25 protein-coding genes and 1 pseudogene are annotated in these 22,788 nt (G+C 59.3%); 13 read left to right on the forward strand and 13 right to left on the reverse strand.

The window, feature by feature from the left end; all coding sequences use genetic code 11:
- Positions 1–172 precede the first annotated feature (172 nt).
- From PYR65_RS24635 to PYR65_RS24650, 4 genes are all read right to left on the reverse strand, one after another.
- On the reverse strand, positions 173–961 hold the full coding sequence (locus PYR65_RS24635) for an SDR family oxidoreductase (protein ID WP_276121366.1): 789 nt from the start codon (positions 959–961) through the stop codon (positions 173–175).
- A 14-nt stretch (positions 962–975) separates the two neighbouring features.
- Complete coding sequence (locus tag PYR65_RS24640; RefSeq protein ID WP_276121367.1) at positions 976–2,463, reverse strand: sugar ABC transporter ATP-binding protein; 1,488 nt, start codon at positions 2,461–2,463, stop codon at positions 976–978.
- Positions 2,464–2,489: 26 nt separating this feature from the next.
- Positions 2,490–3,422, reverse strand: a complete 933-nt coding sequence (locus tag PYR65_RS24645; protein WP_060637415.1) for a substrate-binding domain-containing protein — start codon at positions 3,420–3,422, stop codon at positions 2,490–2,492.
- A gap of 124 nt (positions 3,423–3,546) precedes the next feature.
- Positions 3,547–4,521 (reverse strand): ABC transporter permease, encoded by a 975-nt coding sequence (locus tag PYR65_RS24650; protein WP_276121814.1) that lies wholly within the window; start codon positions 4,519–4,521, stop codon positions 3,547–3,549.
- Positions 4,522–4,731: 210 nt separating this feature from the next.
- Here PYR65_RS24650 and PYR65_RS24655 point away from each other — a divergent pair, with 210 nt between their 5' ends.
- From PYR65_RS24655 to PYR65_RS24675, 5 genes are all read left to right on the forward strand, one after another.
- Complete coding sequence (locus tag PYR65_RS24655) at positions 4,732–5,541, forward strand: transketolase (protein WP_060637417.1); 810 nt, start codon at positions 4,732–4,734, stop codon at positions 5,539–5,541.
- Positions 5,541–6,512 carry a transketolase family protein gene (locus PYR65_RS24660; RefSeq protein WP_060637418.1) on the forward strand — a complete coding sequence of 324 codons (972 nt, stop codon included), beginning with the start codon at positions 5,541–5,543 and terminating at the stop codon, positions 6,510–6,512. Before PYR65_RS24655 ends, PYR65_RS24660 begins: the two co-directional genes overlap by 1 nt.
- 77 nt (positions 6,513–6,589) lie before the next feature.
- Complete coding sequence (locus PYR65_RS24665; RefSeq protein WP_276121368.1) at positions 6,590–8,059, forward strand: FGGY family carbohydrate kinase; 1,470 nt, start codon at positions 6,590–6,592, stop codon at positions 8,057–8,059.
- Positions 8,060–8,081: 22 nt separating this feature from the next.
- Positions 8,082–9,032, forward strand: a complete 951-nt coding sequence (locus PYR65_RS24670; protein ID WP_276121369.1) for a sugar-binding transcriptional regulator — start codon at positions 8,082–8,084, stop codon at positions 9,030–9,032.
- 50 nt (positions 9,033–9,082) lie between these two features.
- Entirely contained in the window at positions 9,083–9,868 is a 786-nt protein-coding gene (locus PYR65_RS24675) for an SDR family oxidoreductase (protein ID WP_276121370.1), read from the forward strand.
- A gap of 111 nt (positions 9,869–9,979) precedes the next feature.
- Here PYR65_RS24675 and PYR65_RS24680 read toward each other — a convergent pair whose 3' ends face one another.
- Positions 9,980–10,870 carry a LysR family transcriptional regulator gene (locus PYR65_RS24680; RefSeq protein ID WP_276121371.1) on the reverse strand — a complete coding sequence of 297 codons (891 nt, stop codon included), beginning with the start codon at positions 10,868–10,870 and terminating at the stop codon, positions 9,980–9,982.
- Between the two features lie 169 nt (positions 10,871–11,039).
- Between PYR65_RS24680 and PYR65_RS24685 the strand changes: the two genes are divergently transcribed.
- Together PYR65_RS24685 and PYR65_RS24690 are read left to right on the forward strand one after the other, a co-directional pair.
- The gene (locus tag PYR65_RS24685; protein ID WP_276121372.1) at positions 11,040–12,029 is read left to right on the forward strand and encodes an aldo/keto reductase; all 990 of its coding nucleotides are present in this window, start codon (positions 11,040–11,042) and stop codon (positions 12,027–12,029) included.
- A gap of 43 nt (positions 12,030–12,072) precedes the next feature.
- Entirely contained in the window at positions 12,073–13,278 is a 1,206-nt protein-coding gene (locus PYR65_RS24690) for a (R)-mandelonitrile lyase (protein WP_276121373.1), read from the forward strand.
- Between the two features lie 67 nt (positions 13,279–13,345).
- Here PYR65_RS24690 and PYR65_RS24695 read toward each other — a convergent pair whose 3' ends face one another.
- Positions 13,346–13,765 (reverse strand): GNAT family N-acetyltransferase, encoded by a 420-nt coding sequence (locus PYR65_RS24695; RefSeq protein WP_276121374.1) that lies wholly within the window; start codon positions 13,763–13,765, stop codon positions 13,346–13,348.
- 136 nt (positions 13,766–13,901) lie between these two features.
- Between PYR65_RS24695 and PYR65_RS24700 the strand changes: the two genes are divergently transcribed.
- A complete protein-coding gene (locus PYR65_RS24700; RefSeq protein WP_060637425.1) occupies positions 13,902–14,105 on the forward strand; it encodes a cold-shock protein in 204 nt (67 codons plus the stop codon).
- 171 nt (positions 14,106–14,276) lie between these two features.
- Here PYR65_RS24700 and PYR65_RS24705 read toward each other — a convergent pair whose 3' ends face one another.
- Both PYR65_RS24705 and PYR65_RS30610 read right to left on the reverse strand, forming a co-directional pair.
- Complete coding sequence (locus PYR65_RS24705; RefSeq protein ID WP_276121375.1) at positions 14,277–14,477, reverse strand: hypothetical protein; 201 nt, start codon at positions 14,475–14,477, stop codon at positions 14,277–14,279.
- Positions 14,478–14,551: 74 nt separating this feature from the next.
- A complete protein-coding gene (locus PYR65_RS30610; RefSeq protein ID WP_407951344.1) occupies positions 14,552–14,911 on the reverse strand; it encodes a DUF982 domain-containing protein in 360 nt (119 codons plus the stop codon).
- Positions 14,912–15,111: 200 nt separating this feature from the next.
- Between PYR65_RS30610 and PYR65_RS24710 the strand changes: the two genes are divergently transcribed.
- Entirely contained in the window at positions 15,112–15,321 is a 210-nt protein-coding gene (locus PYR65_RS24710) for a hypothetical protein (RefSeq protein WP_060637428.1), read from the forward strand.
- Between the two features lie 210 nt (positions 15,322–15,531).
- Here the strand turns inward: PYR65_RS24710 and PYR65_RS24715 are convergent, their stop codons facing one another.
- Entirely contained in the window at positions 15,532–15,741 is a 210-nt protein-coding gene (locus tag PYR65_RS24715; protein WP_276121376.1) for a TOBE domain-containing protein, read from the reverse strand.
- A gap of 93 nt (positions 15,742–15,834) precedes the next feature.
- Between PYR65_RS24715 and PYR65_RS24720 the strand changes: the two are divergent.
- The 3 genes and pseudogenes from PYR65_RS24720 to PYR65_RS24730 form a co-directional block, all read left to right on the forward strand.
- A pseudogene (locus PYR65_RS24720) lies at positions 15,835–16,035 on the forward strand (MFS transporter); the annotation flags it as partial.
- Between the two features lie 159 nt (positions 16,036–16,194).
- Positions 16,195–18,039, forward strand: coding sequence for a hypothetical protein (locus tag PYR65_RS24725; RefSeq protein WP_276121377.1), 1,845 nt, complete (start codon positions 16,195–16,197; stop codon positions 18,037–18,039).
- Between the two features lie 31 nt (positions 18,040–18,070).
- Positions 18,071–18,289 (forward strand): hypothetical protein, encoded by a 219-nt coding sequence (locus PYR65_RS24730; protein WP_276121378.1) that lies wholly within the window; start codon positions 18,071–18,073, stop codon positions 18,287–18,289.
- Between the two features lie 171 nt (positions 18,290–18,460).
- Here the strand turns inward: PYR65_RS24730 and glsA are convergent, their stop codons facing one another.
- The 4 genes from glsA to PYR65_RS24750 form a co-directional block, all read right to left on the reverse strand.
- Positions 18,461–19,450 carry a glutaminase A gene (gene glsA, locus PYR65_RS24735; protein ID WP_276121379.1) on the reverse strand — a complete coding sequence of 330 codons (990 nt, stop codon included), beginning with the start codon at positions 19,448–19,450 and terminating at the stop codon, positions 18,461–18,463.
- Positions 19,451–19,693 carry a hypothetical protein gene (locus PYR65_RS24740; RefSeq protein WP_276121380.1) on the reverse strand — a complete coding sequence of 81 codons (243 nt, stop codon included), beginning with the start codon at positions 19,691–19,693 and terminating at the stop codon, positions 19,451–19,453. It lies immediately after the preceding gene.
- Between the two features lie 21 nt (positions 19,694–19,714).
- Entirely contained in the window at positions 19,715–20,488 is a 774-nt protein-coding gene (gene xth / locus PYR65_RS24745) for an exodeoxyribonuclease III (protein WP_276121815.1), read from the reverse strand.
- A gap of 64 nt (positions 20,489–20,552) precedes the next feature.
- Complete coding sequence (locus PYR65_RS24750; protein ID WP_276121816.1) at positions 20,553–21,545, reverse strand: YihY/virulence factor BrkB family protein; 993 nt, start codon at positions 21,543–21,545, stop codon at positions 20,553–20,555.
- 163 nt (positions 21,546–21,708) lie between these two features.
- On the opposite strand from PYR65_RS24750, the gene PYR65_RS24755 reads away from it, so the two are divergent.
- Positions 21,709–22,782 carry a catalase family protein gene (locus PYR65_RS24755; RefSeq protein ID WP_276121381.1) on the forward strand — a complete coding sequence of 358 codons (1,074 nt, stop codon included), beginning with the start codon at positions 21,709–21,711 and terminating at the stop codon, positions 22,780–22,782.
- Positions 22,783–22,788 lie beyond the last annotated feature (6 nt).

Genomic DNA, 22,788 nt, shown 5'->3' on the forward strand with positions numbered 1-22,788 from the left:
TAGCGCCCTGCGGGTAACCGGTTTCAGACTCCTATCCCGCCTTTGACGCAAGAAGAAGCCTATACTTTACCGGGCCTGCTGGAGGCTTCGCCAGGAATGGCGCGACGTTCTAAGACGTGTCGGGAAGGCGCTCCCACAGCAAAGGAAGCCGTTCATGAGATGCGCATCGCCATCACCAGCAGCAGAAGCCACCATCGACGAGCAGATCGACGCCGGTGACGTAGCTTGAGGCGTTTGACAAGAGGAATACGGCGGGGCCGACCATTTCATCGACATTGGCCATGCGCTGCATCGGTGTCTGTTCTTCGAACGATTTCGTCTGATGCACCATTTCAGGCCGGGTGTTCATCGGCGTCGCCGTGTAGCCGGGGCTGATCGTATTGACGCGGATGCCGCGATCGACCCATTCCATCGCCATTGATTTGGTCATGTGGATGACGCCGGCCTTTGAGGCATTGTAATGGCACTGGTTCAGCCCGCGATTGACGATGACGCCGGACATGGAGGCGATGTTGACGATCGAGCCCCGGCCGGATTTCAGCATCGCGCGCGCTTGCGCCTGGCAGGACAGAAATACGCCTTTCAGGTTGATGTCCATCATCGTTTGGAACTGGTCTTCCTCCATTTCCTCCGCCGGATTGGCATTGGCAATACCGGCGGCATTGACGGCCAGTGTCAGGGACCCGAGCTCCACTTCGGTACGCGCCACCGCGTCGATCAATGCCGCACTGCTGGTGACGTCGGCAGCGATCTGGATGCTGCGGCGTCCTGTCCGCGCAATGAAATCGGCAGTCGTTGCCAGGCCATCGTCCGTGCGGCGGTCGAGAAGCGCGACATCTGCGCCGCATTGGGCGAGCCCCATGGCGATCCGCTGCCCGATACCGCTGCCCGCGCCTGTCACTACTGCAACATTTCCGGAAAGATTAAACAGTTTTGGCGCGTCGAGCTGGATATCAGACATTGAGCATTTCCTCTTTAAATGGTCGCCAGTTCCATGACCGAGACGTCGTTGGCGTCTTCGCGGTTCAGGATGCCGGCTTGTTTTCCCTGGGCCATGACCATGACGCGGCTGGAGACGCCCAGCACCTCCTCAAGGTCAGAGCTGACCACGATCACCGCAACGCCCCCGCGTGCGAGATCCATAATAAGGTCATAGATGGATGAGCGCGCGCCGACATCGATGCCGCGCGTCGGTTCGTCCAGCACCACGACCTGCGGCTTTCGCGCCAGCCATTTTGCCAGCACCACCTTCTGCTGGTTGCCGCCTGAAAGTTCACCGGCATTTTGTCCGCCGCGCCCCTTGACGCCGAACCGCTTGATGAATTCATCGGCAAATTCGCGAATACGGCGCGACGATATCCAGCCGTTGCGGGAGATTTCACCGAGATTGGCATAGGCAATATTTTCCGCGATGGAATGCTCGAGCACCACGCCCTGCAGCTTGCGATCCTCCGGGACGAGAACGATGCCGTTGCGGATCGCATCGATCGGCGATCGCGGCGTCACCGGCTTTCCATGCAGCAGGACCTCGCCTGCGGAGATGGGATCGGCTCCGGTGATGGCACGTACCAGCTCGGTGCGCCCGGCACCCATCAGGCCGGCAATGCCGAACACTTCGCCCTTGCGAACCGAGAAATTGATATTGCGGAACGTATTGGAGGGCGAAGAGAGCCCGCGAACCTCAAGCGCGACATGGTCCGACGGGGCTGGAAGAGCGGGGAACATACGCTCCAGCGAGCGCCCGACCATCGCCTCGACAATGGTGCGGATCGGAACATTGCCGGTGTCGAACTCCTGCACTTTCGCGCCGTCCCGCATGACGACGATGCGGTCGGCAATCTGACGGATTTCTTCAAGACGATGCGAGATATAGATGATGCCGACCCCGTCTGCCTTCAACCGCTCGATTTGCTGGAACAGAAGCTGGGTTTCCTCGCCGCCAAGTGCGGCCGTCGGTTCGTCGAGAATGAGGAGACGCGCATTCAGCGTCAGAGCTTTGGCAATCTCGATTAGCTGCTGCTTTCCAGTCGACAAGCCCTCGACGAGCCGGTCGGGCGAGACGTCGAGACCCAGTCTCTTCAGGCCGCTTCTGGCACGCTCTTCCATGCCGGCACGATCGATGCGGCCGGCCTTCATCGGATAGCGGCCGACGAAAACATTTTCGGCAATGGACAGTTTGGGAAGCAGTTTCAGCTCCTGGTGGATCATGCCCACGCCCTCATCCATGGCGGCGCGGGGGGAGGCGGGAGCATAGGCTGCCCCCGACCAGGTCATCTCTCCGGCAGACGGTTGAACGGTGCCTGAGATAATGTTCGACAGGGTGGATTTTCCCGCCCCGTTTTCGCCAAGCAGCGCCACGACCTCTCCCGCGTAGATATCGAGATCGACACCGTGGAGAACCTTGATCGGACCGTAGGATTTCTGGACCCCACGGAGCGAGAGGATGGGAGAGCGGGTCGTCATGGCGCTGCCTTTCGCATCAGAACGGATTACGGATGGTTCTTGACGAATTCCGGCGCATTTTCGCAGGTTGTCAGAACCGCATTCGGGGTCTGGCGCTCTTCGACCTTCTGGCCGGCAGCAACAGCGATCGCGGATTCGACAGCCAGGACACCCATTTTCTGCGTGCTCTGGGTCGCCGTTGCAATATACGGGCCCTTGCATTTGGCGAGATATTCCAGCGCCGAGACGTCGCCGTCATAACCACCGATGATCACCTTGTCGGAGAGGTTGGCGACATCGACAGCCTTGGCTGCACCCATGGCAAGACCATCGGCCTGGCCGAAGATGATCGTGATTTCCGGGTTTGCCTGCAGCATGTTCTGCGCGATCGAGAAACCCTCGTCCGCCGACCACATATTGCTCCATTGCTGATCGACGAGCTCGACGCCCTTGTTCTCGTCGATGGCGCGCTTGCAGCCGGTGAAGCGATCGACTTCCGGCGTCGTGCCTTTCTGGCCATGGATGATCGCCATCTTGCCGGCGCCGCCAGCCTTGCCGATGATGTATTTGCAGACTTCATAAGCAGACTCGACGCTTTCGCCGGCGATGAACGTATCACCTGGCGCGCCTTCGGGCGTGCGATCGACATTGATAACGGGAATTCCGGCTTCGCGGGCAAGGCGCGTCGGAACGGCGGCGGCGGCGGCACCGGCCGGGATATAGATGAAGGCGTCGATATCCTGCGTCATCAGGTCCTGCACCTGGCTGACCTGTGTGTTGGTATCGTTCTTCGCATCGACCACGACCACCTCGATGCCCTTTTCCTTGGCATGCTTTTCGACGCCCAGCTTGATCTGGTTGAAGAAGTCAGCCTGGAGATTGGGAACGGCAAGACCGATTTTCTTGATTTCGGCAGCACTTGCCGGCAGGGCCAGCAGCGAGGCAGCGGTTGCCGCCAAAAGAATTTTGGACAGTTTCATGGTTTCTCCTCCAAGTTACCCGGTGATCCCCTGCCCTCGCAGGCGCCACCGTCCTTTTTGCCGGCCCGCACCATTGCGAACCGTTTTCACCACCTCGCCGCACTCCCGCAGCGAGATGAAATTCCTATTTGCGCTTGCGGTAGGTTTCCGCCGTGACGGCGAGCACGATGACAGCGCCGATGATGACCTGCTGCAGGAAGGGCGAGACGCTGAGCAGGTTGAGACCATTGCGCAGCACGCCGATGATCAGAACCCCGATGATCGTGCCGCCGATGCCGCCGGTGCCGCCCGACAGCGAGGTGCCGCCGATCACGACCGCCGCAATCGCGTCGAGTTCATAGGACACGCCCGAAGACGGCTGGACGGAATCGAGCCGGGCCGCAAGCACCATGCCGGCAAGGCCGGCGAGCAAGCTGCACACCACATAGACGAGCACGGTGGCGCGCTGGACATTGATGCCGGCAAGGCGTGCCACTTCCGGGTTTCCGCCGATGGCATAAAGTACCCGGCCTCCATGGCGGTAACGCTGATAGAGAAGGCCAATGATGAAAACCACCACCATCACGGCAACCGTCAACGTCACGAAGCCGCCGAAACGCACGATGGCCATCATGTTGAACCAGGCGGGAAAACCGATGATCTGCTGGCCGTCGGTGATCATGTTGGCGATGCCGCGCGCAATCGACATCATCGCGAGCGTCGCAATGAAGGGCGGCACGTTGAATCGCGTGATCAATAATCCCGCGATCAATCCGTTCAGCGAGGCGGCGCAAAGCGCAAGCGAGATCGCCAGCGGCATCGGCACACCGAGCACAACATTGAGATAGCCGAGCACCATCATGGCCAGCGCCATGACCGAGCCGACGGCAAGATCGATGCCGCCGATGAGAATGACCAGCGTCATGCCCACGGCCATGACGCCAAGCACGGTGATCTGATCGAGCACGTTGAGGAAGTTCCGCACCGACATGAACTTGTCTGTCGCGAAGGTGAGGAAAAGGCAGAGCACGATGAGCCCGATCAGCGGGCCGGTCGCCCCACGCAGGGACGGAAGCAATCCGCCGGCTAAAGCCCGTCTTTCCTTGATTGCCGCCACCATCAGCGCTTCTCCTCCAAGCCCGACCGCTGCATGCTCAGCGGTACGCATAAATATTCACTAACGTGTGTAAATTCGTAACCGGCATTAATCTGACTGTCAATACATCATCAAGTGCTTATTTTTCGGCATGACAGTCACGTTTTGGCTTGACTTGCCAGAAGTCCATGCAAATATAAAGGCAACTGTATATTTATTCACTGAGAGGGTTTCATGCAGCCGAACGATCTCGACCGTATCGCTCAACAGATCCGTCTGCGCGATCTGCAAGCGGTTTTCGAAGCTGGCGCCGGCCATATCGGCGGGGAAATGTCCGCCATCGACATTCTGACGGCGCTGTATTTCCGCGTTCTCCGGATCTGGCCGGATCAGCCGAAGAACCCGGAGCGGGACCGGTTTGTCCTGTCCAAAGGCCATGTTGCCCTGGCGCTTTACGTGACACTCGCCAAACGGGGCTTTATTCCTGAGGAAGAGGTGAGCACATTTTTAAAGCCGCATTCGCGGCTCAACGGCCACCCGAATTGCAATAAGGTGCCCGGCGTCGAGACCAATACTGGTCCGCTCGGCCACGGCCTGCCGGTTGCCGTCGGCATGGCGAAAGCGGCCAAGCTGACCGGTGCTGCCTATCACACCTATGTCATGACCGGCGACGGCGAGATGCAGGAGGGTTCCAACTGGGAGGCCATCGCGTCGGCTGCTCAGTTCGGCCTGAACAATCTCACGCTGATCATCGACCACAACCGCTTTCAGCAGGGGGCATCGCTGCAAGATACCAACAATCTTGCGCCTTTCCCCTCCAAGCTCTCAGCTTTCGGCTGGGATGTCAGCGAGATCAACGGCAACGTCATGAACGAGATCGTTCCGGCTCTCGAAAAGCGCGGTTCGCGCCCGCATTGCATCGTTGCCCATACAAACAAGGGTCATGGCATTTCCTTCATGCAGGATACCGTCGATTGGCATCACAAGGTGCCGAACGCTGACCAGTACAAGATTGCCGTGGCTGAGCTTTCGGAGGCCCTTTGATGACAGACGTGACAAACTCCCCCAAGCTGCACGATTGCCGCGATGCGTTCGTGGCCGTGCTCGAACGCCTCGGCGCGGACAATCCGAAGATCGTCGCGGTGTGCAACGATTCCGTCGGCTCTTCCAAGCTTGGAAATTTCAAGTCGAAATGGCCGGAACGCCTGGTCAATGTCGGCATCGCCGAACAGACCATGGTCGGTGTCGGCGCGGGCCTCGCCAACGGCGGCCTGCTGCCATTTGTATGTGGCGCTGCCTGCTTTCTGACTGGCCGGTCGCTGGAACAGATCAAGGCCGACATCGCCTATTCCAATGCGAATGTGAAGCTGATCGGCATCTCCTCGGGCATGGCTTACGGCGAACTCGGCCCGACGCACCATTCGATCGAGGACTTTGCCTGGACGCGCGTCATCCCCAATCTTCCGGTTATTGCACCCTGCGATTCCATCGAGACGGCGGCGGCGGTCGAATGGGCGGCGCGTTATGATGGCCCGGTATTCCTCCGGCTATCGCGCGTCGGTGTGCCGGATCTGCTGCCGGCCAATCATACGTTCGAACTCGGCAAGGCAAACCTGCTGCGGGACGGCGATGCCATTACCCTGATTGCCAATGGCACGCTCACGCACCGGATGGTGAAAGCCGCCGAAATACTGTCGGCTCAGGGCATCGAAGCGCGCGTTCTCAACATGGCGACAGTTCGGCCGATCGACATCGATGCCGTGGTGGCAGCGGCTCATCAGACCGGCGCAATCCTGACCGCAGAAGAGCACTCGACCTTTGGCGGCTTGGGCTCGGCCATTGCCGAGGTTGTGGTGGCGGAAGCGCCCGTGCCCATGAAAATCCTCGGCGTACCCGGCATTTTCGCACCGACCGGATCAGCCGAGTTCCTGCTCGACGAATTCGGCATGTCCCCCGCAGCCGTCGCAGAAGCGGCAATTGCGCTGATTGCACGCAAGTCTAACCGCGCATCCTGATGTAGAGTTTCGAGTTCGTGCCGGGCGCGGCCGGACCTCCCGGGCCGCGCCCTCAATTCCTGCTTTCCGGAGCCGCCATGACGACCGCCATCCTCGCCATCGACCAGGGCACCACGAATTCAAAGGCTGTGCTTGTCTCCACAGCCGGCGAAATCCTGTCGCGTGGATCGTCCCCGGTTGGGATAGAACATCCACAGCCCGGCTGGGTCGAGCAAAACCCGATGCGCGTGTGGGAATCCGTAAAGGAAGCCATTGCCTCCTGTCTTCAGGCCGGTCCTGCCATCGACATTCTCGGCATCGCAATTTCCAACCAGCGCGAATCCGTCACCGTATGGGATGCGGTTACGGGCGAACCGCTTGGTCCGGTGGTCAGCTGGCAATGCCGGCGCAGTGCGCCGGCCTGTGCCGAACTGATCGCGGCCGGCCATGCGCCGCGCGTGCAAGCATTGACCGGTCTTCCGATCGATCCGATGTTCCCCGGCCCGAAGATGCGCTGGCTGCTCGACCGCGCCCCTTCAGGCCGTGACATCCGGCTCGGCACGATCGACGCGTGGCTGATCCATTGTTTCACGGATGGCGCGGTGCATGCGTGCGACACAGCCAATGCCGCCCGCAGTCAGCTTTTTGATCTGAACGATCAGGTCTGGAGTGACGAACTCTGCGCTCTCTTTGGCGTGCCTAAATCCAGCCTGCCCGAAGTCCGCGACAGCGCCGCCCGGTTTGGCGTAACCCGCAATGTGCCAGGCCTTGCGGACGGCATCCCGATTGCCGCAGCCATCGGGGACAGCCATGCCGCGCTGTTTGGACATGGCGCATTCCATCCCGGCGACGGCAAGGTGACCTTTGGCACCGGCTCGTCGATCATGACGACGCTTCCGCGTTTCATTGCGCCCGAGCAAGGCATCACCACGACGATCGCCTGGTCGATCGGCGGCAAGCCGACCTATGCCTTCGAGGGCAATATTTTGGTGTCCGCAGCATCTCTTCCATGGATGGCCGAGATGCTCGGGCTTCCAGACGTGCAGGCCCTGACCGAACTTGCAGCAACCGCACAGTCCGGTGGTCCCGGCTTCGTGCCCGCCTTTGTCGGCCTCGGCGCCCCCTACTGGCACTCCGATGCGCGCGCGCTGTTTGCGGGCATCACCTTCGGGACAACACGCGCCCAGATGGCACGCGCCGTGACGGATTCGATCGCTTTCCAGGTCCACGACGTCTTCAAGGCCATGGCGTCGCAATCTCCCGCCCCGCTTGGACGGCTCTATGCGGACGGCGGGCCGAGCCGCAATGATTTCCTGATGCAATGCGTGGCCGATACGCTGAACCACGCCATCATCCAATGCGACGCGCCGGAAGCCTCGGCCCTCGGAGCAGCCTATCTTGCCGGACTGTCGCTGGGTGTCTGGCCCGATCTCGCGGCAATCGCGGCTTTGCCGCGCATCGGCAATCCGATTGCGCCACGCGCCGTGGATACGCCGGAACGCTTGCAGGTCTGGCAGGATGCAATCTACCGCTCGACCGTTTCCAGCCCTTCATCTATGAGTGAATAAAAATTCACTGTAGGAGATCTCCATGGGACGGCTCAACGAGTTGCGACTGATCGCCCGGATTGCTCAGATGTACCATGTCGAGGGCAAGCGGCAGGCCGAGATTGCCGAAACCATGCACATGTCGCAGGCCACCGTTTCGCGGATGCTGAAGCGGGCTGAACAGGAAGACATCGTGCGCACCACAGTTATCCCGCCGGCGGGCACCTTTGCCGAGCTGGAGACGGCGCTACGGGATCAATATGGCTTGACCGAAGCTATTGTCATCGATTGTTCCGAGGACCGCGATGGCGCGATCATGGCGCGGATTGGTGAAGCCGCCGCCCATTTTCTGGAAGTCACCTTGCAGCAGGACGAAATCGTCGGCGTCTCCAGCTGGAGCCAGACGATCCTGCGCATGGTGGACAATATCCACCCGCTAAAGAACGCCAAGGCCAAGTATATCGTGCAAATTCTCGGCGGCATGGGCGACTCGTCGGTGCAGACCCATGCCACGCAACTGACGGCCCGTCTTGCGAAACTCACCGGCGGCGAGGCCCGGCTGCTGCTTGTGCAAGGCATCACCTCCTCGCGGGAAGCCAAGCTCGTGATGCTTGCAGACCCGGTGGTGCGCGAAACGATGGACCTTTTTGGCCGTCTCAGCCTTGCCATCGTCGGGATCGGCGCGGTCGAACCGTCGGAACTCCTGGCGCGTTCCGGCAATACCTTTTCGCGCCAGGAAATGGCGATGCTGCATGAGGCGGGCGCGGTTGGCGAGATTTCCTACCGCTTCTACGACAAGGCCGGCAAACCCGTGGAAACGCCGCTCAACGACCGCGTTATCGGCCTTTCGCTTGACGAATTACGCAAAACCAACCGCGTCATGGCTTTGGCCGGCGGCGAATCCAAGACACAGGCCATCGCCGGCGCCCTGAAACTGGGCGTCATCGATGTGCTTGTGACCGACAAGTTCACAGCGGCACGGCTCACGGCCTGATCCATTCCCGGATCAGCCTTCGGCCTGCTGCGCAATATGGAGGAAAGACCATGAAACGTTTCGCAGGCCAGACGGTATTTGTGACCGGGGGCAACAAGGGCATCGGCCGCGGCATCGCCAAGCGCTTTGCCGAAGAAGGCGCAAAGATTGCTATTGCCGCAATCGAAAAAGACACGCCAACAGCGGCCGAAGCGCTGGCGCAGGAAACCGGCGCCGAAGTGATCGGCTTCAGCCTTGATGTGACCGATGCGGGAGCCGTGAAAGAAGCCTACGGCGAGACGGAGGCGAAGCTGGGTGCCATTTCGGTTTCCGTTCAAAATGCCGGCGTCATCACGATTGCCAAGGTGGAGAACCTGACCGAGCGGGAATGGGACCTCAATCTCGACGTCAACACAAAGGGTGTCTTCCTGTGCTGCCAGGAAGCCGTCCGCCGCTTCCGCGCCAGCGGCACGAAGGGCCGCCTGATCAACACCGCCTCGGGCCAGGCCCGTCAGGGTTTCATCTACACGCCGCATTATGCCGCGTCGAAATTCGGCGTGATCGGCTTGACCCAGAGCCTTGCGAAAGAACTCGCGCGTGAAGGCATCACGGCAAACGCGATTTGCCCTGGCATCATCCATACCGAGATGTGGGATTACAACGACCGTGTGTGGGGTCAGATGCTCGGCGAATATGGCCCCGGCGAACTGATGGCGGAATGGGTCGAAGGCATCCCGATGGGCCGGGCCGGTACACCCGCCGAAGTTGGCGCACTGGTCGCTTTCCTTGCATCTCCCGACGCCGTCTACATCACCGGCCAGACCATCAATGTGGATGGCGGCCTCATCATGTCCTAGCGGACCTCAGGTGCAATATCCGCACCGTGTCCAATTGTTTGCGCGCCCAGTGCAGGCGCGCAAAACCGTCTGGAAAGACGAACGATCGCTAGTTGAGCTTCACCGCGTGGATTATCGAAGGCGAAGCGCATCGACCAGTAATGCGAAGGCCGGGGATGCCAGCCGGCGGCTCGGATAATAGAGATGATATCCCGGAAATGGCGCAGACCAATCCTGCAGCACGGGAACGAGACGCCCTTTGTCAACCAATGGGCCAAGATGATCGTCGGGAAGACAAGCGAGACCCAGCCCTTCCAGCACAGCATCGATGATCATCGGCACGTCATTGCAGATGAACTGGCCGTTGACACGCACGTTGAGCGGACGGCCGTCACGCTCGAATTCCCATGTATATAATCCGCCAAGCGTCGGAAGGCGCAGGTTGATGCAATTGTGCTGCGTCAGATCATGCGGTGTCTGCGGCTTGGGATGGCGCTCGAAATAAACCGGCGAGCCGGCGACCATCATGCGCAACTCCGGGCCGATCGCGACCGCGATCATGTCCTTTTCGATACTCTCGCCAAGCCGCACGCCGGCATCATACCGTTCGGCGACGAGATCAACGAACCGCTGGTCGATCGAAATCTCGATATTGACGTCCCGATATTCAGCCATCAGCCTTTTTGCGGCAGGCATCAGGATGGTCTCGGCCGCATGGCGGCTGGAGGTGATCCGGATCGTGCCGCCGGGACTCTGGCGCATCGCGCTCAACGCATCGATCCGGCTGCGGATATCATTGAAAGCAGGACGCAGCGTCTCCATCAACTGCTCGCCCGCCTCTGTGGGAACGACGTTGCGCGTCGTCCGCGTCAAAAGCCGCACCCCCATCCGCTCTTCGATACGGCGCACGGTGTGGCTCAGCGACGACTGCGACGTTCCAAGCTGGGCAGCGGCCCGCGTGAAGCTGCGCTCCTCCGCCACCGTCAGGAAGGCGATGAGATCGCCCAGTTCATCGCGCTTCATTCATGAATCCAAAGTATAGGTTCATGCACAACTTAGCATCTAATCGAATGAGACCGCCAGGGCTATTTTCTCTTAACGACGCATTGATCTCCCGCTGTTCCCCAACAGGACATGCGGATGATCGTTTGCGCGTATCGGCGCGCCCCGCCGTTATCAATGGAGACAGGACATGAAAAAGCGCATTCTCGGCAAAACCGGCCTGGAAGTTTCAGCCATCGGCTTTGGCTGCATGGGGCTGGATTTCGGCTATGCGAGCAAGGTCACGAAGCAGGAGGGCGTCGCCCTCATCCGCCAGGCGGTCGATCGCGGCGTTACCTTTTTCGACACTGCTGAAGTCTACGGCCCGTTCACCAACGAAGAGATGGTCGGGGAGGCCCTGGCGCCGGTGCGCGATCAGGTCGTCATTGCCACCAAATTCGGTTTCAACATTGCCGATGGCAAGCAGTCCGGCCTCAACAGCAGGCCCGAGCATATCCGCAACGTTTGCGATGCCTCGCTGAAGCGTCTCGGGATCGAAGTCATCGACCTCTTCTACCAACACCGTGTCGATCCGGGCGTGCCGATCGAAGATGTCGCCGGCGCCGTCAAGGACCTGATCGCTGCCGGCAAGGTCCGGCATTTCGGCCTTTCCGAGCCCGGCCCTCAAACCGTCCGCCGTGCCCATGCCGTCCAGCCGGTGACGACGCTCCAGAACGAATATTCGCTTTGGACGCGTGGCCCGGAGACAAACGGTATTCTGGACGTCTGCGAGGAACTTGGCATCGGCCTTGTTCCCTATAGCCCGCTCGGAAAGGGTTTCCTTACGGGTGCGATGAGCAAGGATACCAAGCTCGGAGAAGGCGATTTTCGGGCGATCCTGCCGCGCTTCACCCCGCAGGCGATGGCAAAGAACCAGGCGCTTGTCGATCTCTTGAAGTCGATCGCGGTGGAAAAAGAGGGCACGCCCGCACAAATCGCACTTGCCTGGCTCTTGGCCCGCAAGCCCTGGATCGTTCCGATCCCCGGCACCACCAAGCTGCATCGCCTTGAGGAAAACCTTGCATCAGTGGATATCGAGCTGACCCAGGCCGACCTCGCCGTCATCGAAAAGGCTGCGGCAGACATCCAGATCGAAGGTGAGCGCTATCCGGAACAGCTCCTGAAGGCGACAGGCCTTTAAGCTGGCAACCGCAGACGAACACCGGATCAAAGAGGAAAATCAAATGAAGAATATTGCCGCAAGCATCGCCATGTCCGCCCTCGCTGCAACGGGTGCGCAGGCGCAGGAGGAACGGCGGCGCGTCGCTCCGCCGGCCGTCTACGACGTGGCGCCCGGCCTTGGCCATTTCACCGATGACGTGCTTTTCGGCGAAGTCTGGGAGCGCACCGAACTCAAACCACGCGACCGCAGCCTTGTCACGGTTTCGGTCATCGTCTCGACCGGAAAAACGGCCCAGATCGCCGGCCATGTCGGCCGCGCGCTCGATAACGGCGTGACGCCGGAGGAGATCGGCGAACTGATCACCCATCTCGCCTTTTATTCCGGCTGGCCGAACGCGATTTCCGCAGTGGCCGAGACGAAGAAGGTCTTCGATGAACGCAACATCGGCGCCATTGCCAGCAGCGGCGCGGACCGTCTCGAACTTCAGGCCGTTGCCGAAGCTGCAAGATCGGCTTCCGTCAATGCCACGGTCGCTCCCACGGCCGCAGCACTTGCCAACCTGACCAACCGCGTGCTTTTCGGCGATCTGTGGCAGCGGCCGGACCTCTCGGCGCGCGACCGGAGCCTCGTCACCATGTCGGCGCTGATTGCCATCGGCCAGCCGGAACAATTGCCGTTCCATGCCAACCGGGCAATGGACAACGGCCTGAGCAATGCAGAAGCCTCCGAAGCCGTCACCCAAACGGCCTTTTACGCCGGATGGCCGCGCGCCATGTCGGCAGTGCCGGTCCTGCAGCGTGTCTTCGAAAGCCGCAAAGTTTCCGCGCATGCGACAAAAACCGGAGAACCGGCCGTGCATCTACAAATTACCAGGGCAAACGCCACGCCGGCGGCGGGGCCGGCGGACTATTTCACCGGCGAAGTGCAGGTTTCCGGACACTACCGGGGAAATGAGCCGGCCAGGATCAGCGGCGCAACGGTTTCTTTCACGGCCGGCGCCCGCACCGCCTGGCACACGCATCCGCTTGGCCAGACACTGTTTATCGTTTCCGGCAAGGGCTGGGTGCAGAAGGACGGCGGCCCTGTCGAGGTGGTCGGACCCGGCGATGTCGTCTGGATACCGCCCATGGTCAAACACTGGCATGGCGCTTCGGCTAGCGAGCCCATGACCCATTTTGCCGTCGCCGAGGCTCTCGATGGAAATGCCGTCACCTGGATGGAGAAGGTCTCCGATGATGATTACGGACTGGGCTTGAGGATCGACTAACCGGCTGGCTGAGCTTGAGGAGCCGTCGAAAGACCAAACCTATCGACCGTGGTCCTACCGCCGCCTTTCAACGCACTTTGCGCGCCATCCCGACGGAGCGGGGAGCGGTTTCAGCAAAACCGAACTGCTGGTAAAGACGGTTTGCCGGGACGTCGGCGATCAGACTTATGTAGGCAGTTTTGGGCAGCTGGCTCTCGATATAGCCGGTCAGTGCGGCCATGATCATCTTGCCGAGCCCCTTTCCCTGGTATTCCGGCATGATCGCGATATCGGTGACCTGAAAGAAGCAGCCACCGTCGCCGATGATGCGGCCCATGCCGACAACAGCGTCACCGTTCATCAGGCAGACGCCAAAAATCGAATTGGGCAGCCCCTTTTCGGCGGCCTCGCGCGAAAAGGGACTAAGGCCTGACACATCCCGCAATCGCAGGTAATCGTCGATCCCTGGAACGCGGGGCTCAATGTGGTAGTCGTCATGCTGGGTCACTCTAATGCCTTCCAATCCATGTCACGAAAATGCCTGACCACGATTATCGCGTTTCCGGTGGTTGATAGGCAAGCAATGCCGCTGTAAAAAGCGCAGTCACGGAGTCAAATGGCTCTGGAATTCAAAAGGAACTGTCATGGCTACCGGTACTGTGAAATTTTTTAATGACGACAAGGGCTTTGGTTTCATCACGCCTGAAAATGGTGGACAGGATGTCTTCGTTCACGTCTCTTCCCTGCAGCGCGGCAGCTCGCTCAGAGAAGGTGACAAGGTGAGCTTCGAGATCGGCCAGGACCGCAAGACCGGCAAGTCGAAGGCCGAAAACGTCAGCGTGCTTTGATTTAACGAGGCGCGTGCCTGGCCGGCGGGATATCGCATCCTGCCGGTCTAGCACTTCGTTTACCGTCATTGCGATTCACTTCGGTAAAACAAGTGGTTAGCCTGCGTTTTCGGCAGAAGGCGATAGCTTTCCGCAAAGCGGTCAACGGATGTGAACGCCTTGACCGGACGGTCAGGTGACTTTCGGATCGATCCGTATGTCCCCTTCGGCCGACCGCAGTTGATCGATCCGGGCCTTGCCATAGTCGCGCGCGTCGATCTCGTTGCGGAATGATCGATTTTCGGTATGGCTGCCATTGTAGATGGTCACGACCCAAGCGCCTTTCACAAGGCTGATCTGGGATCGCACTTTCGTGCCGTCAAAACCCGTCATATTGCATGGTCTCCATTTCATTTTCACAGTGGGCATGATTCTCAATCGGGTCAGCCCCCAAATGAGGGCGCTGGTCAAAGCCTCGTACTCGTACCCAAGGTCAACGCTTCCTCTGGGACACGGTAACGGGAACGCGATATCGACCTATTCAGCCGGCCGGCCGGCGTTCGGCGTTTGACGATGCTGAGGTAACACATGAGTGCCTCGTCTGCGGCCAGAATGAGCGCTTCTGCAACGGCCTCACTCGGCCCATTCTCTTTCAGCGCAGTCAGGCAGGCTTGAAGAGCATTCAGATATCCATCACCGGCGCTGAGCGGCCACTCCTGAAGGAGCAGTTCCGCCGCACCCATGACGGTGTCAACCGGCTTGTATCGTTCCCCAACACGCATGAGCAGCCAAATTGTAGGAAATTGGCACGATCTGCTTGAACACATGGCACCCTCCCAACTCTGGGCATATGTATATTAGCATAAACGCAATTATTGTTCCAAAACACGCCTCTCCGCGAACCGATGACTTTGGCAAGCGCGTTTGGTGTGGAAAACCATATGCTGCAGGGCCGGAGGCTAGATTCACCCTATTGCACCACGCTGTGGAGTGACGGCAAATAGCTGACACATTCATCGGAGCGGGTATGAACCAACCTATTCTGTCGGACAGTGACATAGAGCTGCTCAAGCGCGCCCTTGTGGGCCGGTGCCAATATCTTGGCATAAGCCCCGATGGCGCGGCCGCCCACACGGCCGCCGGACAACTTCTCGAGTTGTTTTACCTCGGCTTCAGAAACGAACAGCAATTGGCGACAGGCCCGATTGCCATGTCCAGCGGACAGAATTGCCACTGACGGGTTGGGCCAGAGGTCAACCTACTCAGGCCTTGGAAGCTGGATCACTCGCAGCCAGGACAAATAAAGGTCAACGCGCAGCATTCGACACGGCTAAATCCGCCATGCCGATACCCTCTTTATCCAATATTAACTGGATGTCATGGCGCCGATCCCCCGCTGGTCCCCCTACGGCGGCGGCGCACATTCCTGCCAAAAGGCACAAAAATCTCAATCGACGCCGATCATCACATCGGAAGCCTTGATGATGGCATAGGCGGATCCGCCGACGGCAAGGCCGAGTTCATCGACAGCCTGATTGGTGATCGACGCCGTGACGATCGCCCCATTGCCGATGTCGATGCGGACATGGGAGGTCGTCGCACCCTTTGTCACTTCGACGATCTTGCCTTTGATTTGATTGCGCGCGCTGATTTTCATGGTGTTCCTCGGATTTTGTGCCCGGCCATACCATGCCGGACCTCATTGTGACCGGCCCAGCATTGCCACAAACCCGCACCCTGAACAACTGCGGTAACCAGGCTGCTCGGCGTCGCCGTCGCTGCAGCCATTCTCAACATCTCGCAGCTTTCGCGCGGAGGCGCGTCCCTGTCGCCTGCCGATTTTAGATGGTCCTTCCTCTTCATCGGCGCAATCGGGGTGGCTGCGTCATTGCGATATCTGAGCTTACGGAAGGACGCCGGAGCTGAAGTCTCGGGTCACAGAGCTGACTGAATTCGAAGGACAGAAACGCCATCAGCCATATAACAGTGTGAAATCAGGGGCTGTCAGTATTGCGAATGTCGAACAACCCTGTTGACTGCCTTGAATAGATTTGAGCTTGTTGTTATCGCCAAGAGCTTAAACATCGTCCAACAGGAGCTTTGTAACCAGATGCCTGCGCAATTTCGACTGCAGACGCTTGGACGGCTCCGTTTGTTGGACACTGATGGACATGACATTCCATTTCCACAAATGGGATTGATTATTCTTGCATACCTGAAGTTGCGGGGCCTCTTAACCTTTTCCCGCGCCGATATTGCGACTTTGCTTTGGGGAAACGAGGATCCGGGTCAGTCATTTGCAAATCTGCGCAAATCGGCGTCGCGCATCCTGGCGCGGCAAAATACCATCGGGCACCAGTTTTTATCCTTCTCAAGTTCAGCGGTCACCATAGCGGCCGATACGATAGAAACGGATGTTGATTTCCTGCCGACCGACGATCCCACGGTCGGCCGCGCCTTGACGGTCGCGCTCGCATCCCGGCTTCGAGAAGATTTCCTCAGAGATATTAAACCTTTAAGCAAGACCCTTGCCGACTGGATCGACCGTGAGCGCGAAGCCCATCTGAGCGTGCTGCGCCGGTGCATCCTCAGTATCGGGCTGACAGGGGATGACGCGGAAAATCGCCCCATAAAAGACGCGGCCATCAAACTTCTGGAGCATGATCCAGCTGATGAGGAGGTGCGCAATCTTCTTCGTGGCTCCATGTACCAGAAAGCCGCCGCAGCAGTGGCGACCTTACAGACGGGCTTTGATCCAGCTGTGACGATACCCGATCCTCGCCATCCGGAGAACCGCAAGGGATTGCCCCGTCTCGTCCTGTTGCCGCCCTCGTCGGGGGCGGCAGGGCCGGAGGTTGCCTTGTTTGCCTCCGCTCTCATCGAGGACGTGACCATCGGCTTGTGCAGCCTGCGCTCCCTGTCGGTCATCGCACCCTACAGCGCTGCCAAGATGCGGGATCACGCCGACAAGGCCGCGACTTACGAGCGCTATGCCATCAGTTATATTCTCGATTCCCGCCTGACGAACGAAGGCAACGGCCATTCGCTCTTCGTCCAGCTGATCTTTTTCGGCAGCGACGAAGTCATCTGGGCAGACCGTTTCGAACTCAGCGGCAACGGATTGGTCAAGTCCCGCCGCGATATCGCACACCGTCTTGCCGAGGCCGTTTCCCGGCAGATCCACATGAACGAAACGGTGCGCAGCGACTATGAACAGGATGCCGGGGTCTATCGCAGCTTCCTGCGCGGCCAGGGTCATCTGATGAACCTGGGACTTCCCGAGGTCCGGCGGGCGCGAAAATACTTCCGCAAGGCCCTGCAGCTCAATCCGGCCTTCGCGCCGGCGCAAAGTGGACTGTCGCGCAGCTACTTCCTGGAATGGCTGGTGACAGCGAGAAATGACCGGAGCCTGCTCTCAATGGCGGAAGGCCATGCGCAGGACGCGATTGTTTCCGACCCGCATTTGCCCACTGCCTACAAGGAGCTGGGTGTCGCCAAACTCTATATGCGGCAGTTTGATGAAAGTGCGGAGTTTTTCGCGACAGCGGAAGCGCTCAGCCCCAACTATGCCAATCTGATTGCCAGTTTCGGCGATGCGCTGATCCAGGCCTCACGGCCGCAGGAAGGCTTGAAAAAGGTCGAACATGCCATCGAGCTCAATCCGATCGCCCCGGACGAATATTTCTGGACTGCAGCGGGTGCCTGCTATTCACTGGGGCGTTACGAAGAGGCTCTAAGCTATATTGGCCGCATGAACGACCGCGCACCGGCCGACAGGTTGTCCGCCGCCTGCTGGGGAATGCTGGGAGACGGGCGCAAGGCCAGCCAGTTCGTCCGCAAGACGTTCGATGTTCATCCCGCGTTCGATCTTGACACGTGGATGGCGCTCGTTCCATTCAAGGAAGAGTGGCAAAGGCAACACTATAAAGAGGGCCTTATTAAAGCAGGCTTTTAATCCATCAACTCATACGAAAAGAGATTTTAAAATGGCAAATGTCGTCATCATTGGGATCGCCGGAGAAACGGGCCTTTGGGTCGCGGATTTGAACGCAGGCACGGTCACCAAATCACCTGAACCATCGGCCGGTGCACTTCAAACGGCAAACGACCTGCGCAACAAAGGCGCCACTGTCACCAAGGGCGTCAACCTGGCGGTTCTCGCAACCTCCGCTGAAGCCGTGTCCGGCGGGTACATGGACGGCTGACGGTAACAACTGCCGCTTAGAGACGCAAATTCCACGATGGTGCGAGCCATTGCCGCCTGGCAGGATTATGCCGGCGCGCAGATGCAGTGCTATACGAAGCCCGATGGATGGGAAACGGCAAAGCGCCGCCCATCGATCGGGCTATTCGCAAATTCCGGTTTTGAGACTCATCTACCCGTCATCACCGCCACCGCGAAGTTTTCGGCGCGATGCGCCGAAAACAGACCAATCCGTTTTGGATGTGAGATATTCCAGCCCCAACGTGCCGAGCCAGCTATTGCCCATCGGGTCCAGGGCCGGTGACCATACGGCAATGGACGCCAGGTGCGGCGCGATCGCCAGGATGCCTCCACCGACGCCCGATTTTGCCGGAAGACCGACACGGTAGGCAAAATCACCCGAGCCATCATATTGGCCGCACAGCATCATGATCGACAGGATGCGCCTCGCTCTGCGGGCGGCCCGCAGCTTGACACCGTCCTCGTCTTCCGGATCGTCCAATAGGAGGAAACGCCCCGCCTTTGCCAGTCCCCGGCAATCCAGCGTGATCGCGCATTGGTGGATATAGGCGTCCATGACCTTCTCCACCGGATGCTGTAGATTGCCATGGTGCCTGGCCATGAACATCAGGGAGCGGTTCAGATCGCCGCCGGTACGGTCGCTGTCCATCACATCCTGATCGAGGTCGGGGGCTTCACCATCGAGCATGCGTTTTACCAGATCGACCACATGGCGGTTGGGGCCTGCGCGTCCGCCAAGCCCGACCAGGCTATCGCAGACGACCAGCGCACCGGCATTGATGAACGGGTTTCGCGGAATACCCTTGGCACGCTCCAGATCGATGATGGAATTGAAGGGATCGCCGGACGGATCGCGGCCGACGCGCTCCCAGAGTTTCTCACCGAGCGCTTCAAGGGCGACCTCCAGTGCAAAGACCTTGGAAATCGACTGAATGGGGAAACCGACGCTCGCATTGCCAGCAGACACCACGTCGCCATTGCGCATGAACACCGCGATGCCGAACTGGTTGAAATCCGTCTTCGCTGGAACGGGTTTACCCGCCGCCTTAGCCTTTTCAACCGCCTCATCGTAAATACCTGGTGCGGCCTTGCGGACGCTCGCCGCGACATCATTCAGAATGGACTTGAGCTCTACTGCCATTCACTCGCCGTCCAATCGGGGCTTGCCGCCGGCTGCAGGCCAGTCGTTGGACGGCTCTGCCACTATCTCTTCCGTCAAGGGATCGTCCGCCGGCGCGGGATCGCGCGAAAATGCCTGGCGAAGTGCGATGATTTCGGCTTCGATGGCATCGAGGACGTCTGCTGGCTTGTCACCTTCGACAACGAAGGTATCGACAAAGTCCTCGATCCGCTCTCGAACGCGTTCCCGTAATGTCTCGCTCATTATAGCCTCCATGTGTTGATTTCAATTCTCTGTAAGTTCAATCCAGACCGGAGCGTGATCGCTGGTGTGCTCCCATCCCCGGACATGTCTGTCGACACCGGCGCTCTGGAGCCGCTTGGCAACGGATGGACTGAGCAGCAGGTGATCAAGCCGTAAGCCGGCGTCCCGCCCATAGGCATTGCGGAAATAATCCCAGAACGTGTAGATCCGTTCATCGGGATTGAGTTTCCGGAGCGCATCCGTCCATCCCTGGCGGATGAGCGTGCGGTAGGCATCGCGGACTTCGACCCTAAAGAGCGCATCGTCCACCCAGCGCTCAGGCTTATAAACATCGAGTTCCGTCGGGATCACGTTGTAATCGCCTGCCATAACCACGGGAACGCCCAGCTTGAGCATATCAGCCGCATGCATACTGAACCGTTTGAACCATTCGAGCTTGTAGTCGTATTTCGGTCCCGGCGACGGATTTCCGTTGGGAAGATACAGACAGCCGATGACCATCCCTTCGACTGCCGCCTCGATATAGCGGCTGTGAATATCAGGTTCGCCGGGCAGTCCTTTGCGGGTGAGGATCGGTTCCCGGCCGCGGGCCAGTATCGCAACGCCGTTCCACGATTTTTGGCCGTGCCAGATCGCGCCATAACCAGCGCTCTCGATTTCCTTGACCGGAAATCTGGCATCCGGTGCTTTCAGCTCCTGCAGGCAGACAATATCCGGCGATGCATCCCGCAACCATCTCAACAGAACATCGAGGCGGCCATTGACACCGTTTACATTATAGGTGGCGATCTTCACGATCATCGTCTTTCTGCACGATCACTTCGGCGCAAAACCTGATGCCTGCCAAAATGTTCCCGCGTCAGTCTGCAGCAACGCCAACGGTATCGGCGACATAGGCACCCCGCTCTCCCAACGGACGCGGCGTTCCCGTGGTCGTATCGCGCGCGGTCTGGTGTTCGAGTTCCGCGTTGAGTTCCGCCCCGACAATGACGATGATCACGGAAATCCATGTCCAGATCATAAAGCCGATCAAAGCACCCAATGCGCCATACGTGGCCTGATAGTCTGCGAATGTCTCAAGATAGAATGAAAACAGGATCGAGGCCGTGACCCAGAGCAGGGTGCTGAAGACCGCACCCCAGCTCAACCATCGCGCCTTTGCCGATTCCCGGCTCGGTCCAAAATGGTATATCAGCGCAATGCCAGTGCCGACGAATAGTAGGATGACAGGCCAACGTCCGATACGGATCAAATTCTCCTGCCAGCGATCCAGCCACAAATAGGAAAGAACCGCCGGTACGCCGCCGATCGCTGCGACCAACACCGCCGCAAAGATCAACGCGATACCCGTAAAGGCTAGCGAAATCAGGTTGAGCCGTACAATGCCGCGCTTTTCCGCTTCGCCATAGGCGATATTCATCGCGTCGAACATGGCCTTGACCGCGCTATTGGCGCTCCAAAGCGCCACCATCAGTCCAATCAGAAAGCCGAGGCTCAAGGATGAGGGTTTTGCCTGAACCAGCACGTTAAGCTGAGCGAGAATGATGTCGAAGGCACCCGGCGGCAGGATGTCGGCTACAAACGTGATATGTTTCAACATCGTGCTGGGATCAGCAATAAAACCATACAGGGAAACCAGGGCGCCCAAGGCTGGAAACAACGAGAGCAGGATATAAAAAGATACGCCCGCTGCAACAAGCGTAACCCTATCGTCCATCACCTCGTTAACCACCCGCCAAAAGACGTCACGCAGCCCCTTGGCCGGGATCTCGTTCGGCGTTTCCGCACCCCGCCCCCTGCCAGGTTCCTCCGCTTCGATCCCGAAGGAAGCCCTTCCGCTACTCTCATTCATGCGCCACCTCCTGTCATTCCTCTGACTTAGGGCAGCTTGCCGTTTTTGCGACAGCAGAAGGGAGGGGAACTTTTCGCCGGGGTAGCTCCGGCTCATCAACAAGATTTACGGCCAGGGAACCAATGCCATGGCACGACGTTGGGCTGGTTTGAAGGAGTTTCAAATGCCGAATAGCGTACCTATCCGCTTCTCCCCGGACCTTGAGGACATCCAGCCCGGTGAGCAGGAAACCATCCAGAGCTTGAACGAAACCTTCGATACGATCCTTGAAAAGACGGCCGGTGATTATGGCCATGCGGTACGTTCGGTGCATGCCAAGGCGCACGGAATTCTGCAGGGAAAGCTGGAGGTCAAGGACGGCCTGCCGCCGGAACTTGCGCAGGGCCTGTTTGCACACCCCGGCAGCTATACGGTGTTCATGCGGCTTTCCACCAATGCCGGCGATATCCTGCCCGATGCCGTTTCCCTGCCGCGCGGCCTGGCCATGAAGGTGGTCGGTGTCGATGGTGAGCGCTTGCCCGATGCGGCTGGCCGGACCCAGGATTTCGTGATGGTCAATGGTCCGGTTTTTCAGGCAAAGACCGCTGAAAAATTTCTCGGCAGCCTGAAGATGCTGGCCAAGACCACCGACAGGATGGAGGGTACGAAAACCGTGCTGTCGAGCGTGTTGCAGACCGTCAACAGTGCGCTGGAGACAGTCGGACTAGCAAGCTCGACGGTTCAGTCTCTGGGTGGCGCGCCGAATGTCGATCCACTCGGCGAAACCTATTTCAGCGTCACGCCCTTCCGCTACGGCGACCATGTTGCAAAATTCAGCCTCAAGCCCGTATCTTCCTCGCTCACAAAGCGCACCGGCGAAATTATCAATACCAGCGTCAGCGAGGATGCGATCCGGGAAACCGTCCAGGCCGAGATGCAGACTATCTCCGGGGAATGGGAATTCCAGGTCCAGCTCTGTCGCGATATCGAGGCACAACCGATCGAAGACCCGACCGTGGAATGGGATCAGGACGATGCGCCCTTCATCACCGTGGCGACGGTGACGGCGGCGCCGCAGGACAGCTGGAGCGACGAGACGGTCAGACAAGTCAACGAAGAGATGCGGTTCAGCGTCTGGACAGGACTTGCCGCACATCAGCCGCTCGGAAATATCAACCGGGCGCGCAAGGCACCCTATGAACACTCGGCCAAATTCCGGGAACGGTTCAACCACTGTCCCATCCACGAACCGCAGTAAGCGGTC

Source organism: Pararhizobium qamdonense (assembly GCF_029277445.1).
GTDB lineage: Bacteria > Pseudomonadota > Alphaproteobacteria > Rhizobiales > Rhizobiaceae > Pararhizobium > Pararhizobium qamdonense.

Excerpts from the sequence above, each read along its gene's own strand:
- PYR65_RS24705 (WP_276121375.1), bottom strand. The coding sequence starts at position 14,477 with ATGACGGGTTTTGACGGCACGAAAGTGCGATCCCAGATCAGCCTTGTG.
- PYR65_RS24725 (WP_276121377.1), top strand. The coding sequence starts at position 16,195 with ATGCCTGCGCAATTTCGACTGCAGACGCTTGGACGGCTCCGTTTGTTG.
- PYR65_RS24640 (WP_276121367.1), bottom strand. The coding sequence starts at position 2,463 with ATGACGACCCGCTCTCCCATCCTCTCGCTCCGTGGGGTCCAGAAATCC.
- PYR65_RS24645 (WP_060637415.1), bottom strand. The coding sequence starts at position 3,422 with ATGAAACTGTCCAAAATTCTTTTGGCGGCAACCGCTGCCTCGCTGCTG.
- PYR65_RS24700 (WP_060637425.1), top strand. The coding sequence starts at position 13,902 with ATGGCTACCGGTACTGTGAAATTTTTTAATGACGACAAGGGCTTTGGT.
- PYR65_RS24755 (WP_276121381.1), top strand. The coding sequence starts at position 21,709 with ATGCCGAATAGCGTACCTATCCGCTTCTCCCCGGACCTTGAGGACATC.
- glsA (WP_276121379.1), bottom strand. The coding sequence starts at position 19,450 with ATGGCAGTAGAGCTCAAGTCCATTCTGAATGATGTCGCGGCGAGCGTC.
- PYR65_RS24635 (WP_276121366.1), bottom strand. The coding sequence starts at position 961 with ATGTCTGATATCCAGCTCGACGCGCCAAAACTGTTTAATCTTTCCGGA.
- PYR65_RS30610 (WP_407951344.1), bottom strand. The coding sequence starts at position 14,911 with ATGTGTTCAAGCAGATCGTGCCAATTTCCTACAATTTGGCTGCTCATG.
- PYR65_RS24730 (WP_276121378.1), top strand. The coding sequence starts at position 18,071 with ATGGCAAATGTCGTCATCATTGGGATCGCCGGAGAAACGGGCCTTTGG.
- PYR65_RS24690 (WP_276121373.1), top strand. The coding sequence starts at position 12,073 with ATGAAGAATATTGCCGCAAGCATCGCCATGTCCGCCCTCGCTGCAACG.
- PYR65_RS24715 (WP_276121376.1), bottom strand. The coding sequence starts at position 15,741 with ATGAAAATCAGCGCGCGCAATCAAATCAAAGGCAAGATCGTCGAAGTG.
- PYR65_RS24670 (WP_276121369.1), top strand. The coding sequence starts at position 8,082 with ATGGGACGGCTCAACGAGTTGCGACTGATCGCCCGGATTGCTCAGATG.
- PYR65_RS24655 (WP_060637417.1), top strand. The coding sequence starts at position 4,732 with ATGCAGCCGAACGATCTCGACCGTATCGCTCAACAGATCCGTCTGCGC.
- PYR65_RS24680 (WP_276121371.1), bottom strand. The coding sequence starts at position 10,870 with ATGAAGCGCGATGAACTGGGCGATCTCATCGCCTTCCTGACGGTGGCG.
- PYR65_RS24665 (WP_276121368.1), top strand. The coding sequence starts at position 6,590 with ATGACGACCGCCATCCTCGCCATCGACCAGGGCACCACGAATTCAAAG.
- PYR65_RS24685 (WP_276121372.1), top strand. The coding sequence starts at position 11,040 with ATGAAAAAGCGCATTCTCGGCAAAACCGGCCTGGAAGTTTCAGCCATC.
- PYR65_RS24750 (WP_276121816.1), bottom strand. The coding sequence starts at position 21,545 with ATGAATGAGAGTAGCGGAAGGGCTTCCTTCGGGATCGAAGCGGAGGAA.
- PYR65_RS24650 (WP_276121814.1), bottom strand. The coding sequence starts at position 4,521 with ATGGTGGCGGCAATCAAGGAAAGACGGGCTTTAGCCGGCGGATTGCTT.
- PYR65_RS24740 (WP_276121380.1), bottom strand. The coding sequence starts at position 19,693 with ATGAGCGAGACATTACGGGAACGCGTTCGAGAGCGGATCGAGGACTTT.
- PYR65_RS24710 (WP_060637428.1), top strand. The coding sequence starts at position 15,112 with ATGAACCAACCTATTCTGTCGGACAGTGACATAGAGCTGCTCAAGCGC.
- PYR65_RS24660 (WP_060637418.1), top strand. The coding sequence starts at position 5,541 with ATGACAGACGTGACAAACTCCCCCAAGCTGCACGATTGCCGCGATGCG.
- PYR65_RS24675 (WP_276121370.1), top strand. The coding sequence starts at position 9,083 with ATGAAACGTTTCGCAGGCCAGACGGTATTTGTGACCGGGGGCAACAAG.